At 72.5% G+C, this 14230-nt stretch carries 13 protein-coding genes; 12 read left to right on the forward strand and 1 reads right to left on the reverse strand.

The window, feature by feature from the left end; genetic code table 11:
• Nucleotides 1–44: 44 nt before the first annotated feature.
• The 6 genes from OOJ98_RS27275 (at nucleotide 45) to OOJ98_RS27300 (ending at nucleotide 6455) form a co-directional block, all read left to right on the forward strand.
• A complete protein-coding gene (locus OOJ98_RS27275) occupies nucleotides 45–503 on the forward strand; it encodes a DoxX family protein (protein WP_267057681.1) in 459 nt (152 codons plus the stop codon).
• A gap of 279 nt (nucleotides 504–782) precedes the next feature.
• Nucleotides 783–1877: a hypothetical protein gene (locus tag OOJ98_RS27280; RefSeq protein ID WP_267057682.1), complete on the forward strand. Its 1095-nt coding sequence runs from the start codon at nucleotides 783–785 to the stop codon at nucleotides 1875–1877.
• A gap of 174 nt (nucleotides 1878–2051) precedes the next feature.
• Entirely contained in the window at nucleotides 2052–2453 is a 402-nt protein-coding gene (locus tag OOJ98_RS27285) for a YciI family protein (RefSeq protein WP_267057683.1), read from the forward strand.
• A 10-nt stretch (nucleotides 2454–2463) separates the two neighbouring features.
• Nucleotides 2464–3717, forward strand: coding sequence for an RNA polymerase sigma factor (locus OOJ98_RS27290; protein ID WP_267057684.1), 1254 nt, complete (start codon nucleotides 2464–2466; stop codon nucleotides 3715–3717).
• Nucleotides 3718–3969: 252 nt separating this feature from the next.
• A complete protein-coding gene (locus OOJ98_RS27295; protein ID WP_267057685.1) occupies nucleotides 3970–5373 on the forward strand; it encodes a hypothetical protein in 1404 nt (467 codons plus the stop codon).
• Between the two features lie 452 nt (nucleotides 5374–5825).
• On the forward strand, nucleotides 5826–6455 hold the full coding sequence (locus OOJ98_RS27300) for a hypothetical protein (RefSeq protein WP_267057686.1): 630 nt from the start codon (nucleotides 5826–5828) through the stop codon (nucleotides 6453–6455).
• 43 nt (nucleotides 6456–6498) lie between these two features.
• On the opposite strand, the gene OOJ98_RS27305 is transcribed toward OOJ98_RS27300, so the two are convergent.
• Nucleotides 6499–7161, reverse strand: a complete 663-nt coding sequence (locus OOJ98_RS27305; protein WP_267057687.1) for a lysophospholipid acyltransferase family protein — start codon at nucleotides 7159–7161, stop codon at nucleotides 6499–6501.
• A gap of 576 nt (nucleotides 7162–7737) precedes the next feature.
• Here OOJ98_RS27305 and OOJ98_RS27310 point away from each other — a divergent pair.
• The 6 genes from OOJ98_RS27310 (at nucleotide 7738) to OOJ98_RS27335 (ending at nucleotide 14109) form a co-directional block, all read left to right on the forward strand.
• Nucleotides 7738–8889 (forward strand): S1 family peptidase, encoded by a 1152-nt coding sequence (locus tag OOJ98_RS27310; RefSeq protein WP_267057688.1) that lies wholly within the window; start codon nucleotides 7738–7740, stop codon nucleotides 8887–8889.
• An 82-nt stretch (nucleotides 8890–8971) separates the two neighbouring features.
• Complete coding sequence (locus tag OOJ98_RS27315) at nucleotides 8972–10075, forward strand: hypothetical protein (protein WP_267057689.1); 1104 nt, start codon at nucleotides 8972–8974, stop codon at nucleotides 10073–10075.
• Between the two features lie 79 nt (nucleotides 10076–10154).
• Nucleotides 10155–10790 (forward strand): bifunctional 2-polyprenyl-6-hydroxyphenol methylase/3-demethylubiquinol 3-O-methyltransferase UbiG, encoded by a 636-nt coding sequence (locus tag OOJ98_RS27320; RefSeq protein WP_267057690.1) that lies wholly within the window; start codon nucleotides 10155–10157, stop codon nucleotides 10788–10790.
• A 170-nt stretch (nucleotides 10791–10960) separates the two neighbouring features.
• Nucleotides 10961–11695, forward strand: coding sequence for a response regulator transcription factor (locus tag OOJ98_RS27325; RefSeq protein ID WP_323177942.1), 735 nt, complete (start codon nucleotides 10961–10963; stop codon nucleotides 11693–11695).
• Nucleotides 11692–13149 carry a cell wall metabolism sensor histidine kinase WalK gene (locus OOJ98_RS27330; RefSeq protein WP_267057691.1) on the forward strand — a complete coding sequence of 486 codons (1458 nt, stop codon included), beginning with the start codon at nucleotides 11692–11694 and terminating at the stop codon, nucleotides 13147–13149. Before OOJ98_RS27325 ends, OOJ98_RS27330 begins: the two co-directional genes overlap by 4 nt.
• A gap of 153 nt (nucleotides 13150–13302) precedes the next feature.
• Complete coding sequence (locus OOJ98_RS27335; protein WP_267057692.1) at nucleotides 13303–14109, forward strand: hypothetical protein; 807 nt, start codon at nucleotides 13303–13305, stop codon at nucleotides 14107–14109.
• Nucleotides 14110–14230: the final 121 nt, after the last annotated feature.

The raw sequence follows: 14230 nt of genomic DNA on the forward strand, positions 1-14230 counted from the left end.
GCGGCCGATCGTTGAGGCTTCCCGAAACCGAGGAGTAACCCCCCATGAACTTCTCGCACCAATCGACGTTACCCACCGCCGGGCCCGTGGTGCAGGCGGTCTTTCGCCTGATAACAGGCTTCCTCTTCGCCTGCCATGGCGCCGCGTCCTTGTTCGGTGTCCTCGGAGGCGCTCACGGCGGCGGCGCGGAGCCCGCACTGCAGTGGCCCGGGTGGTGGGCCGCGCTCATTGAGCTGGTCGGTGGAATCCTGGTGGCCCTGGGCCTGTTCACCCGGATCGCCGCAGTCATCTGCTCGGGCTCCATGGCCTACGCCTACTTCAGCGTGCACCAGGCCAACGGGCTGCTCCCGATCAACAACGGGGGCGAGCCCGCCGTCCAGTTCTGCTGGGCGTTCCTCCTGATCGCCTGCCTCGGTCCCGGCGCGTACGCGGTCGGGAGTCTGTGGAAGCACGGCCCGGCCGCGGACGTGGGCGACCGGCCGGCGCCCGTGTCCATGTCCTAGGCGCCGACAGCCGTGTGCGATCGGCCGGGGGCCCGCCCCGGCCGACCGCAGGACGTCCGGGACGGCCTGCGGCATGACCCCCCGCTCCACAAGGGCGGCCGGTTCACCATCGACGCGTTCCCGGGGGTGCCCGGCCCCGGCGGGGACCGCGCCGGTGGGGCAGGCCGCGTTCGCGGTTGCGCCGAACTGGGGCCGAACCGCGCCGACTTGGCTTCGGGGGCGGGCAAAGATCATGCCCAGGTCTACCGGGTGTCACCCGGGCCCAGCATCATCGCGCGTATGACCCTCGCCACCGGCGCGCCCCCGCCCGTGCACCGCACGCCCCTGACGCTCGCACGGCGGTTCCTCACCGGCGGTGTGATCGGGGTGTCCCTCGGTGCGCTTGTCGTGGGCGGGGTCATCGGGAACACGCCCCTGTTCGTCGCGGGGCTGGTGCTGCCTGTGGTCTACGGGGTGGTGTTCTTCGTGGCCGGCATGCCGAGGCGCGTCCGGGAGGCGGCGATCGCGCCCCGTACGGCGCTCGCGTTGATCGAGACCCTGACGGCTGTCGGGGGCGAGTCGAGTGACGTGTCGGTGCGGTTCGAGCTGACCGTCGTGCCGGACGACGGGCCGGCGTACCGGGTCGAGATCATGCAGGAGATCAACCTGGTGGAGCTTCCCGACTACCGCCCGCGCGGCATCGTGGTGGTCCACTACCCGGCCGACCGGCCGTGGCGGGTGCGGATCGTCAAGCGGCCGACGCCGGAGTGGGAGGAGCGGGCGGCTTCGGCCCGCCTCGACTCGATGCCGGGGGCGGCCCGGGTGGCGGCGCCACCGGAGGGCTGCGCCGTCGGTGTCGCCCTGCTCGCCGGCCTGCTGCTCGGCGCGGCCGCCGTGGTCCTGCTGTTCCGCGCGGACCTCTTCCACCGGGACGACACGGCGAAGCCGCCTTCGGCCGCGAAGCCGTCCGTCTCCTCCACATCGTCGACCACGACGGTGTCGTCGGCGTCCGCCACGGTCGCCCTGGGACCGGGCCAGTCCTTTCTCGACGCGGGCGAGCTGGAACGGGCCGTCGCCCCACTCGACCGAGGTGAGGACACACGTCAGGCACTCACGGTCGTCGTGCAGGAACGCCTGCTGTCGGTCATGTTCTCGCCAGCCCGTACGGGGGCTCCTGGAGTGGACCCCCGTGCGCTGCCCTACGGCCGATTCCCCGCCCTGGTCGAGGAGGCGAGGACGACGCTCGGCGTGAGCTCCCCCAGTACTTGGCAGATCATCGTCGACCGTCTCACCGGCTCCCTCGCCATCAGGGTCGCCGTGACCGGCCCCGAGGGCACGGCCTCCCTGGAGGCGGACGCGCAGGGCAGGGTGGTGCGTCGTACACCCGCGCGGTGAGACGAGCCGGCCATCCCGCGACTGCACGCGGGCCGTCGTGGACCCCTCCCGGTGAGGCCGGCCGCTAAATTCTTTCTCGGATATCCGCCGGCGATGTAGAAAACGCCCGGCGTGCTTCTACCTATGCGTGAGAGCCCCCCCCCGGGGCAGCCACGACGAACGAGGAGCAGGACCATGAAGTACATGCTGCTGATGCAGTTCAGCGAGAAGAACGTCGACTTCCCCAAGCTCGACGAGTGGAAGCCCGAGGAGATCCAGGCCCACATCCAGTTCATGAAGCAGACCAATGCCGGCCTCGCCACCGCCGGTGAGCTGGTCGACGCGCAGGGTCTGGCCATGCCGGAGACCGCCCGGATCGTGCGCTCCCACAGCGGCGGCGCGCCCGTCGTCACCGAGGGCCCGTTCCCGGAGTCCAAGGAGTGGGTGGCCGGCTGGTGGATCGTGGACTGCGACACCGAGCAGCGGGCGATCGAGATCGCCGCCACCGTCTCCGCCGCCCCCGGCCCGGGTGGCCGTCCGCTCAACATGCCGATCGAGGTGCGGCAGGTCATGGCGGCTCCGCCCACCGAGCTGTAGGAACACCCCTGTGCCGACCTTCGAGCCAGCCCACGACGACCTGCTGCGTACGCTCGCGCCGCAGGTCGTCGCCCTGCTCACCCGACGCTGGGGGGACTTCACCGCCGCCGAGGACGCCGTGCAGGAGGCCCTGCTCGACGCGGCCACACAGTGGCCGGCCCAGGGTGTGCCGAGCAACCCGCGCGGCTGGCTGGTTCAGGTGGCGAGCCGCCGCATGACCGAGCAGGTCCGCAGCGAGCAGGCCCGCCGTCGGCGCGAGGAACTGGTGGCCGGGCAGGTCCCGGCCGACCGGCGGTCCGCCCCCGGCGTCGACGCCGGGGACGAGAGCGCGCGCGACGACACCCTCACCCTGCTGTTCCTGTGCTGCCACCCCGTGCTGTCGCCGGCCTCGGCGATCGCGCTCACCCTGCGCTCGGTCGGCGGCCTGACCACCGGCGAGATCGCCCGTGCGTTCCTCGTCCCCGAGGCGACCATGGGGCAGCGGATCAGCCGGGCCAAGCAGCGGATCAAGGCATCCGGGGTGCCGCTCCGGATGCCGGACGCCGCGGAGTGGCCGGCCCGGCTCGACGCGGTACTGCACGTCCTCTACCTGATCTTCAACGAGGGGTACGCCAGCAGCGCCGGCCCCGAACTGCGGCGCGTCGAACTCTCGCAGGAGGCGATCCGCCTCACCCGAGCCGTCCACACGCTGCTGCCGGACGATGCCGAAGTGACCGGTCTGCTCGCGCTGATGCTGCTCACGGAGGCGCGTGGGCCTGCCCGCACCGGCCCGGACGGCGAACTCGTGCCGCTCGCCGAGCAGGACCGCAGCCGCTGGGACGCCTCCGCGATCACCGAGGGCGTCGCACTGATCACCGCCGCCCTCCCACGCGGCCCGGTCGGCCCGTACCAGGTGCAGGCGGCCATCGCGGCCGTCCACGACGAGGCATCCACCGCCGCACAGACGGACTGGCCGCAGATCCTCGCCCTGTACGGGGTGCTCGCCCGCATCTCCGACAACCCGCTGATCACCCTGAACCGCGCGGTCGCCACCGCGATGGTGGACGGCCCCACCGCCGGCCTCGCCCTCCTCGCCGACCCGCCGCCCGCACTCGCGGGCCACCACCGGCTGTTCGCCGTCCGGGGCCATCTGCACGAACTCGCCGGAGACCCCGAGTCCGCCGTCGCCGACTACCGCACCGCCGCCCACCGCACCGCCAGCCTCCCGGAGCGGCACCACCTCAGCCTGCGCGCCGCCCGACTGGCCGAGCGCACGGGAAACTGATCCGCCGGACGCCCGACGAACCGTATGCCGTGCAGGAGGCCGCGGTGTCATCGGGGCTGAACGAGCAGAACGGTATCCATGACGGTTTCCACACAGCGGAGTCCGAACGGCACGGGCGCCCCGAACTCCGCTGTGTCCGAGCCCCGTTGGCGGCCCCGCGAAATGGCCCTTGACCAGGCACGTTCCCCGGGCGATAGTGGCGCGCCGAACCCATTCGCGCGGCTCGGCTGATTCATCAGGGGTGGGAAAACCATGCAGGCCGAGCACCACGAGGTCATGTCCGCGTACGCGGTATCGGAACGGCACCTCCGGGCGGGACGGCTCGCTGACGCCCGGCGCGCCGCACGGGACGCGCTGACGGCCGAGGGGCCCGACGTCCGACTGTTCCTGATCCTCGGCCGGGCCCATGCCGCCGAGAACGAGGACGACCACGACGACCGGGCGGAGGCCGCCTACCGCGAGGGTCTCGAAGCCTTCCCGGACGACCTCGACCTCCTTGCCGCGTACGCCGAACTGTGCCTCGCCGCCGACTACATGGACCACCCGGCCCGCCATCGCCGCGGCCCCGAACTCGCCGCACGCATACGTGAGTTGGCGCCCGGGTCGCCGCAGGCCCGGAGGGCGGAGCGCAACGGGACGGGGCCGCGGGGGCCGAAGCCGCCGTCGGCGTCGCGGACACAGCTGCACGACGCCCGCCTGGTGCTCGCGGCCGTCGGCGACCCCGCCTCCGCCGCCGCGCGGGCCGGGGACCAGGCCGGGGCCTGCCCCGAGGACGACCGTCTCGCGGTGCTCGCGGAAACCCTCGCCGCGCTCGCCCGCCCCGGCCGCGCGCCGTTGCGCTGGATGGTGCGGGCACCCCTGGCCACAGCGCTCCCGCGTACGGCCTGGTGCATCGCGGTGCTCCTCGCGGTCCCCGCGCTGCACCTCCCCTCGTGGTCGAGGCTCGCGGCCTTCGCGCCGCTCTCGGTGACCTTCATGCTCAACGCCCTGCTGCGGCGGGCCCGCGCCCGTGCGGCGGCCCGCCCGTCGGCGCCCCCCGCCGACACCGCCGCCCCGGCTTTCCCGCCCCTGCCGCCGGTCCCCGCGTACAACAAGCGCGAGCTGATCACGGGCGCCGTGATTCTCGTCGCCGTCGTCGCGACGGGCGTGGTCTCGGGCGTCTGGAGCTACCGGCAGTACGCGGCGTACCCGCGCTACACGGTGTCGGCCCCCGACCGGTTGCAGGGCATGCCGCGCCAGGACACGAGCCCGGCCCTGGCCCGCATCGAGAGCGCGATCTCACCGGACCTGAGGGGCGTGGCCGGCCGGACGTTCGCCTACGTCTACGGGCCCGACCCCGACCAGCCCTCGCTCCTGATGTGGGGCGCGACGGGCGACTTCCACGACGCGCCCGCCGACGCCCCGGCCACCATCCAGGAAGCCTTGGAAACGGCCGGACACCCGGCGCGAGCCGCCTGGCTCGCCGAACCCGGCGGGCTCGGCGGGGCGATGCGCTGTGTCTCGTACGAGGTGGGCGACGTCCCCATGGTGAACTGCGCCTGGGTCGACAAGGGCAGCATGGGTTCCGTGTACTTCGCCGACGAGAGCCAGACCCGCGACGCGTCGGCGAGGCTCGCCAGGTCGGCGCGGGAGGCCGTCATGCACCGGGGGACGTGACCGGGCCCGCCGGGCCCCGTCCGGCGCCGCCCGAAGGCGGTGGGCCACCAAGGACGCCTCCGACGGTGACCGGGTTCGTGTCGCCTCACGCCCCGGTTTCTTCCGCGAGCCAGGCGAAGACCGACTCCGTACGCGGGACGGGGAACCCGCTCCGGTCGGGAAGGCAGCCCAACGCGCCATAGCGACCTGGGTACTTGGCCGCGGTCGCCCGCTTCCGCCGACAGGAAACCACCCCAACTCCCGGCACATGAGGGGCCGATGGGCGGTCAGGGCGCTGGGGAGGAACGGCGCCCCGCGCTCCACCGCCGAAGCGACGGACCGTCGTGGGGGGACCGGCGGGGTGGGGCTCGCGTCAGGTGCTTCGGGAAAAGGTGCACGGACGTAGCGCGAGTCGGAGCATGGAAGGTGGTCGTGTCTTTCTGGCCCCATGGCTCCCGGCTCCGGAGGCATCCATGACCGACACACGCGAACGGTCGGAAGGGTCCGCGGCGTCACTGCCGTCGCCCCTGCGCCCCAGAAGTGTTCTTCTGGGGTTCGCCCCGTGGATCATCTTCGACGTCATCGCGGGTCCCAGCACCTGGAAACTGGCCGCTTTCACCGCGTTCGTCGCGGCTCTGGTGTTCAGCGTGCCCGACTTCCGGGACCACAGGGTCAAGCTCCTCGACGCGGTCGGCATCCTGTTCTTCGGGGTGGTCGCACTGCTCGGCTGCTTCCTCGATCGGCACGACCTCATCTGGCTGGAGACCTATGCCCAGGTGCTGTCCAGCGGCGTTCTGGCCCTGATCGCACTGGTGTCGCTGGTCACGGTTCCTTTCACCGAGCAGTACGCGCGTGAATCCGTTCCGAGGGAATTCTGGAAGAATCCGCGCTTCCGGCGCACCAACCGCATCATCACGGCAGCATGGGCCGTGGTCTTCGTGGCCACGGCATTGCTGGGGCTCGCCGCTCTTCACACGAAGAGCATGGGTGACTGGTACAACTGGGTCATCCCCGTCATTCTGCTGGTGCTCGCCATCAAGTTCACGAAGTGGTATCCGGCACAGGTGCGGGCCCAGGGGGAGCGCGCGGGCGGGGTGCGGTGAGCGTAGGGGTCTCATGACCGGCCGGACCGCGTGCCGCCAGGCGTTACGCGGCTGGCACAGCGGCCTCGTCGAGGTGAGCTGCCGCCGTCCGCCACGCCGAGGTCACCGCGCTCCGGGCCCGCTCCGTGCGCGCGGCACACTGGCCGGTGAGCGTCAGGGGCGCGCCCACGTGGACGTGGAGTCGCGGCCGGCGTACGGGTGCGCTGACCAATCCCGCGAGCTGTTTCGTGGCGCCGCCCGAGCTGATCCGCCGAGCCCCGGCCTGGCCGACGGGCACCACGGGGGCACCGGTGCGTTCGGCGAGCCGCGCCAGGCCGCTGCGGAAGGTCCCGGGCGCGGCCTCCGCGGCGTCCCGACGCTTGGGAAGCCCTCCCTCGGCGTAGATGAGGAGCATCTTTCCCCGCTCCAGGGCCTCGGCCGCCGCGTCCAGCGCGTCACCGGCTCGCCGGTCCCCGCGGATGACGGGGACGTGTCCCTCCCGGGCGAGGAGGCGGCCGAGCACCGGGACCCGCCACAGGCCGGCAGCGGCCATGACCACCGGTTCGGCGCCGAGGCGGCGGAGTGCGGCGAGGACGATGGCGGGGTCCGCGAGCGAGGAGTGGTTGGCGAGGATGATGCTGCCCGGTGCCAGCGCGGCGCGCGGGTCGGCTGTCACCGACAGGCGGCCGACGGCGGGGACGAGAAGGTCGGCGATGCGGCTGAGCATGAAGGGTCTCCCGGCTTCGACGTGGCGACCTTCATCATCGGTGGCCGCCGCGCGCCGGGCATGAGTCGCCGTACTCATCTCTGCTCCGCCTCGGGCGTAGGTGTATTCGGCTTCCGCCCCGTGCGGACCACATGGCTCAATCCCTCGACCCCGGTGGGTGCTTGAGCGTAAAGCTCCCATGGCGGTGTGCCGGCCGTCGGCAGCAGGCCGCACGGGCGTCCGGGCGTCCGGGTGGGCGACGGCCGCCGCCGAACGCGGGACGCTCATAGGTGCCCGGTGAACACCCTTACGCATTAAGGGAGTTGTCGCAGAAGTCCGGGCAGGGGCGCGAGTCGATTCCGCGCGGAAACAGTTCGCCGCGGTTCTGTTAATTTTTGCCGCCCGCAGTGGCCTTGTCATGGCCGCGTCCAGCTAGGAGGGTTCTCCTGCGGTTACGGATCCCCCACCCCCCACCCGTAACCGCACTTACCCCCCACACCCCCCACACGCCGCCATGGCGGCTGCTCAAAAACAGGAGACAAGGTGCTTCGTCTACGCGCGATTTTGGCATCGGGTGCGGCAACAGCGGCTCTGGTCATGGCCGCTGGAGCCGTGCCGGCGCACGGCGCCTCCGGGGCCGACGCCTCCCCGGCCACCGGCGGGCAGTACCAGAAGGACATGGTGCACGCACTCGCCGGTTCGCTCGGCATCAGCGATGACGCCGCCGTACGCAGGCTGGACTCGCAGGCCCATCAGCAGGCCGTACTCGCCGCGCTGCGCGGTCCGGACGCCGACCCCCGCGGTGCCTGGTTCGACAGCGCCGGCAGACTCACCCTGAACGTGGCCGACGCCCAGGCCGCCCACCGCGTCGCAGCCGCCGGGCTCAAGGCCCGTATATCCGCGCACACTTCGGACGAGCTGGACCGCGTCAAGGCCGAGCTGGACCGGGCCGCCGCGCACGGTGTGCCGGCCGGGGTGCGCGGCTGGGGCGTCGATCCCGCGGTGAACAAGGTAGTGGTCCAGGTGGGCGACAAGGTGACGGAGGCCGACCAGGCGTTCCTCAGGGAGGCCGAGTCGTACGGGTCTGCCGTCGCCGTCCGGAGCGGCGACGGCAAGGCCGTCTCCATGGCCACGGCCATCTACCCCGGCAGCCGCATGGACTACGGCAACCACTACTGCTCGGTCGGCTTCGGCGCCCAGGACTCCTCCGGCCGGCAGGTCCTGGTCACCGCCGGACACTGCGTCGAGACCTCGCCCGATCTCTACTACGACGGCACGCACTTCGCCAAGGGCACCACCACCCGGTTCCACCACGGCCGGGACAGCGTCGACATGGGCCTGGCCTCCGTCGACAACGGAACCACCATCACCCCGCAGATCGGCACGTGGGGCAACGGCTCCAACGTCGCCGTCTCGGGCAGCCGACGGGCTCCGGCCGGCTCCGACGTCTGCAAGTCCGGCGCCACCTCGCACTGGACCTGCGGTTCCATCACGTCCTACAACTACTCGGTGACGTACACCGATCCGGGCCAGCCCGCCACGCTGGTGACCAACGTCGGTCTGAGCGATGTGTGTGACCTCGGCGGTGACAGCGGCGGCCCCTGGGTCTCCGGCAACCAGGGCCAGGGCATGACCTCCGGCGGACAGACCGACAACCAGTGTGACGGCGTCTACGGACAGGGCGTCTCGTACTTCGAGCCGCTCTCCGACGCCCTCCAGTACTACGGCCTGACCCTCAACACCGCCTGACCGGCGCACGCACGCGGTCCGTCGCGGCGACGCCTGCTCGGCCGCCGCCCCGGGCCGGTGGCCCACCCGTACCATCCGACGGGTGAGCCACGAGAGCGGGGCCGCCGCACCCACCACACGCGGCGGCCCCGCCGGACCCCGCCACTCCTCGTCGCCGGGAGCACCCATGAACCACCCGGAGCAGCCGTCGGCGGCGGGCCGTCCCGCGCCGGCGCCGCAGCGACCCGAGGGCGTCGCAGACGGGGAGTCCGCGGCCAGGACCACGTTCGGCGAGGCGCTTCACGAAGCGCTCAAGGCGGGCGGTCTGTCGCTCCAGCGCCTCCACCACCACCTCGGCGAACGCGGCATCTCGGTGAGCCCGGTGACGCTCAGCCACTGGCAGCGCGGGCGCAGCCAGCCCGAACGCGAGCAGTCGCTGCAGGCGGTGGCCGCGATCGAGGTCATCCTCGGCCTGCCGCAGGGCGCGCTGCAGACCCTGCTGACCGCCCGCCGCCCGCGGGGCAGGGCGCTGGCGGTGCGGAGCCCGGTGCCCGAGGCGCTCTCCCGCGTTCTGAGCCCGGGTGCGCCCCTGGAGGTGGCCCTCGGCGCCGACGCGTACCGCTTCAACGAGGACCTGGTCACCCTGTCCGTACAGGAGACGCTGACCCTCGACGACCAGGGGTGCATCGCGCGCTACACGGTGAACCATGTCGTACGCGCCCTGCGCGACGGTGTCCGCCATCTGACGGCCCATCACAACTTCGACGATCCGGACACCCCCTCGGTGCAGGTCGCCGTCAACTGCGGCCGCCTGGAGGCGCTTCGCTTCCGTCAGGAGGTGCGTTCCGCGATCTTCGACATCGGGTTCGGCCGGACCCTGCGACGCGGAGAGACCGCCATCATCGACTACACCCTCGACATCGGGCCGCGCTGGCGCTCCTCCGACCACCACGAACGCACTCTGCCCGTGCCCGTGCGGCACTATCTGCTGCACATCTTCTTCCACCCGAGACACCTGCCGTCGTCCATACACGGCTACTACCGGCAGAGCTCGGAACGCGCGGCCCAGGACATCAGACCGCTCTCCCTGGACGCGTCCCACAGCGTGCACATCATGCCCGCGAAGTGCCAGGCCGGGATCTACGGCATCGCCTGGAAGCGGCACGCGCTGCCCGCCGCGGCAGCGTGGCCCCCGTGCCAGGCATGAAACCCGGCCGCGGCCCACAGGCGTACGGATGCGGACCCTGGCGACCGCGCCCCCGCGCTCGCGCAGTAGATTCCAGCGGGTGTTTGACTATGTCGCGCGCACCCTCGCCGCCTACGAGCAGAGCGTTCCGAAGTACGAAGCCGCCACCAGGGACATGGTCCCGGATGTGGAGCTGGACGCCTTCACCGCACTGCTGCCCGACCCCTCGGGGCCGGTCCTGGACGCGGGCTGCGCCTTCGGCCGCGACACGGCCCTGCTCGCGGCACGGGGCGTCGCCGTCACGGGCATCGACCTGAGCGAGCCCTTCCTCGCTCGGGCCAGGGAGCTCCACCCCGGCCTCGCCTTTCGCCGCATGGACGTGTGCCGCCTCGACTTCGACGACGCGAGCTTCGCCGGCGTGTGGTGCCAGGCCACGCTGCTCCACCTGAAAGACGAGCACGTGAAGGGGGCCCTGGCCGAGTTCCGCCGGGTGCTGCGCCTCGGCGGGGCCCTGTTCGTCAGCTTCAAGGAGGGAGAGGGCGAGGAGGAGATCGTCGAGCCGTTCAGCGCCGACGCGGCGCGCTTCTTCCGCTATCAGAGCGTGCAGCGCGTCCACCGGCTCCTGGAGACGGCCGGCTTCGACCGGCCCGACGTGCGCGTGGTCAACGAACGCGCGCGTTACGGGGCGGGCCACCGCGACCTCACCTGGCTGACCGCGTACGGCCGCGCCACCTGAGCCGCACGGCCACGCCTGCTCCGCAGGGCCGCCACACCCCGGTGCTGCCGGTGGCAGCGATCGATGCGCATGCCTTCTCGGGGGAGGCTTCGTCTGAGAGCGGATTCAGAGGAAACTCAGAGGCCGGCCCCGCCCCGTCCCGGCCTGCTCCGGGAGATCCTGAAGGAATCATGGACGAGCCCCGTACCAATCCGCTGCTGTACCGCCCGGACGGAGAACCCGTGCGGGTCCTCGTCGTCGACGACGAGCCCGACGTCACCGATGTGCTGGCCGGGGTCATGGGCGGCGAGGGGTGGCAGGTCCGCACCGCAGCCGACGGCGCGAGCGCCCTGGAGGCCGCCCGCGCGTTCCGCCCCGACGCGGTGGTCCTCGACTGGATGCTGCCCGATCTGGACGGGCTGCAGGTCCTGCGTGCGCTGCGGCGCGAGACGCCACACGTGTGCGTCCTGTTCCTCACCGCACGCGACGCCGTGGAGGACCGCATCGCCGGCATCACCGCGGGCGGCGACGACTACGTCACCAAGCCCTACAGCCTGGAGGAGGTCCTTGCGCGGCTGCGGGGGCTGCTGAGACGGGCCGGCATGACCGCGCAGGCGGGCACGGACCGGCTCACCGTGGGAGACCTCACGATGGACGAGGAGGCGCGCGAGGTCCGGCGGGCCGGGGTCGCGGTCGAGCTGTCCCGCACCGAGTTCGAGCTCCTGCGGTTCCTGATGCGCAACCCGCGCCGGGTGCTGTCCAAGGCCCAGATCCTCGACCGCGTCTGGGCCTACGACTTCGGCGGCCGTGCCCATGTCGTCGAGCTGTACATCAGCTACCTGCGCAAGAAGATCGACGCCGGCCGTACGCCGATGATCCACACGGTGCGCGGCGTCGGCTACGTGCTCAAGCCGGACGCGCCGTGAGACGCCCCCTGCCCCGCACGTTGCGCGGCCAGCTCACCGCCGGGCTCGTCGCCCTGCTCGCCCTCGCCTGCCTCGCCGTAGGCATCACCACGGCTCTCGCCCTGCGCGGCTTCCTGGTGGGGCGCCTCGACGAACAGCTCTCCGCCTCCGGCGGCCGGTTCGCCGCCAGCCTGGAACACGAGGCCGAGCCGGACGCGGACAACCGGCCCGACACCCGCGGTCAGGCCGAACGGACCTTCGGCGCACGCCTGTTGAACGGCGCAACCACTCAGGCCGCCGTGGTCCACGAGGCCACCGTGCGCACGGTCCAGCTCACCCCGGCGGACCGCCGGGCCCTCGCGGGCGTCCCCATGGACGGCAGCGGACACGGCATCCGCCTCTCCGCCCTGGGCGCGTACCGGGTCACGGCGGTCGAGGGCGACGACCAGGACGTCATGATCACCGGCCTGCCCCTGCACCCCGTCGAAGAGACCGTGCACCGCCTCGAAGCGGTCGAAGCCGCGCTGTTCGGCGCGGCCCTCCTGGTCACCGGTGTCGCGGGCGCCCTGTGGGTGCGCATCTCGCTGCGCCCGCTGCAAAAGGTCACCGAACGGGCGGCGGAGGTGGCCGGGCTCCCGCTGGCCAGCGGTGAGATCGCCATGCCCGGCCCCCTTCCCGACACCGATCCCCGTACCGAGGTCGGACGGCTCGGCTCCGCCCTCAACCACATGCTGGGCCACGTCGAGGACGCCCTCACCCGCCGCCACACCAGTGAGGAACGGCTCCGCCACTTCGCCGCCGACGCCAGCCACGAACTGCGCACCCCCGTGGCCAACATCCGGGGCCACGCCGAACTCGCCCTGCGCCACCGCGGCGCGGTCCCCGCCGAGGTCCGGCACGCCCTGGAACGCATCGGCAGCGAATCGCGGCGCATGACCCGGCTCGTCGACGACCTGCTCCTCCTGGCGCGTCTGGACGCGGGGCGCCCCCTCGAACACGAGCCGCTCGACCTGACCCTGCTGATCCTCGACGCGGCGGACGACGCGCGTGCGGCGGGCCCCGGACACCGCTGGCTCCTGGACCTTCCCGAAGAGCCGGTCACCGTCACCGGCGACGCCCACCGCCTCCAGCAGGCCATCGGCAACCTCCTGGCCAACGCCCGCACCCACACCCCGCCCGGCACCGATGTGACCGTCACCCTCACCGGCGGTGAGAACGAGGTGCGGGTGGACGTGGACGACAACGGGCCGGGCATCCCCGAAGATCTCCTGCCGGAGGTGTTCGGCCGCTTCGTCCGCGCCGACCACGCCCGCTCCCGCAGCACCGGGAGCACCGGCCTCGGGCTCGCCATCGTCCATGCCGTGGTCGCCGCCCACGGCGGGACCGCCTCCGTCACCAGCGTCCCGGGGCACACCACCTTCCGGATCACGCTCCCCGGCCGAGCGTCGACAGGAGGATCGTCTACAGTGCTGTAGACATTGGCTCGGGGGGCCAGCCGTCCCGGGGTACCCGGACGCCGACGTCCACCCGCACGCCAGCATCGGCGGTACGGCGCCCTTCCGGCGCCGGGAGGGCGGACGTACATGACCGGGGCGGACAGCAGGACAGTGACACGGCGGAGTCCGGACGTGCCACAGCAGGGTACGCACCGCGCCCGGCCAGGAGCGGCTCTCTCGAAGGTTCCCGAGGTCACCGCCCTGTTCTGGACGGTGAAGATCCTCACGACCGGTATGGGGGAGACGGCGTCCGACTTCCTGGCCCGGGTCCTCGGCCCGGTCCCGGCCGGCTGCCTCGGACTGGCCGGCCTGGCGTCGCTGCTGGTCCTGCAATTCCGTTCGGCGCGCTACCGGCCGTGGCTCTATTGGTCGGCGATCGTCATGGTCAGCGTGTTCGGCACGATGGCAGCGGACGTCGTGCACGTCGTCGTCGGCATCCCGTACGCGGTGTCAGCCGTGGGCTTCGCCCTCGCCCTGGCCGCCGTCCTGACCTTCTGGTACGCCTGTGAGCGGACGCTGTCCATCCACAGCATCCACACCACCCGCCGGGAGGCGTTCTACTGGGCGACGGTGCTCATCACCTTCGCCCTGGGCACCGCGGTGGGCGACCTCACGGCCGGGACCCTGAAGCTGGGCTACCTGCCCTCGGGGTTCCTTTTCGCCGCCCTGATCGTGCTGCCCGTGCTGGGCCGCCGCTTCCTCGGGCTGAACGCGGTGGCCGCGTTCTGGGCCTCGTACATCCTCACCCGGCCGCTCGGCGCCTCCTTCGCGGACTGGATGGGAGTCCCCGTCACGCGCGGCGGGCTCGGCTGGGGGACCGGGCCGGTCACCCTCGCCCTGCTGGTCCCGATCGCCGCGCTCATCGGATACCTCCAGGTGAGCCGCGCCGACACCCCCGTGTCGCCGGTCTCGCCGGTGCCCGCCGGACGGGCCGGCTGAGCCACCCGGGACCGGCGGCCGGGGCGTCGCCGCGGGGATGCCGCCCCGGCCCGGGGCGGCGGGAGCGCGCGGACGCTTTCAGCACCCCGCGCCCACCGGATCCGTCGCCGGATGTGCCCGC

It is taken from the genome of Streptomyces sp. NBC_00083, assembly GCF_026343295.1.
In the GTDB taxonomy this organism is placed as follows: Bacteria; Actinomycetota; Actinomycetes; order Streptomycetales; family Streptomycetaceae; genus Streptomyces.

Excerpts from the sequence above, each read along its gene's own strand:
- OOJ98_RS27275 (WP_267057681.1), top strand. The coding sequence starts at position 45 with ATGAACTTCTCGCACCAATCGACGTTACCCACCGCCGGGCCCGTGGTG.
- OOJ98_RS27280 (WP_267057682.1), top strand. The coding sequence starts at position 783 with ATGACCCTCGCCACCGGCGCGCCCCCGCCCGTGCACCGCACGCCCCTG.
- OOJ98_RS27285 (WP_267057683.1), top strand. The coding sequence starts at position 2,052 with ATGAAGTACATGCTGCTGATGCAGTTCAGCGAGAAGAACGTCGACTTC.
- OOJ98_RS27295 (WP_267057685.1), top strand. The coding sequence starts at position 3,970 with ATGCAGGCCGAGCACCACGAGGTCATGTCCGCGTACGCGGTATCGGAA.
- OOJ98_RS27300 (WP_267057686.1), top strand. The coding sequence starts at position 5,826 with ATGACCGACACACGCGAACGGTCGGAAGGGTCCGCGGCGTCACTGCCG.
- OOJ98_RS27305 (WP_267057687.1), bottom strand. The coding sequence starts at position 7,161 with ATGCTCAGCCGCATCGCCGACCTTCTCGTCCCCGCCGTCGGCCGCCTG.
- OOJ98_RS27310 (WP_267057688.1), top strand. The coding sequence starts at position 7,738 with ATGGCCGCTGGAGCCGTGCCGGCGCACGGCGCCTCCGGGGCCGACGCC.
- OOJ98_RS27325 (WP_323177942.1), top strand. The coding sequence starts at position 10,961 with ATGGACGAGCCCCGTACCAATCCGCTGCTGTACCGCCCGGACGGAGAA.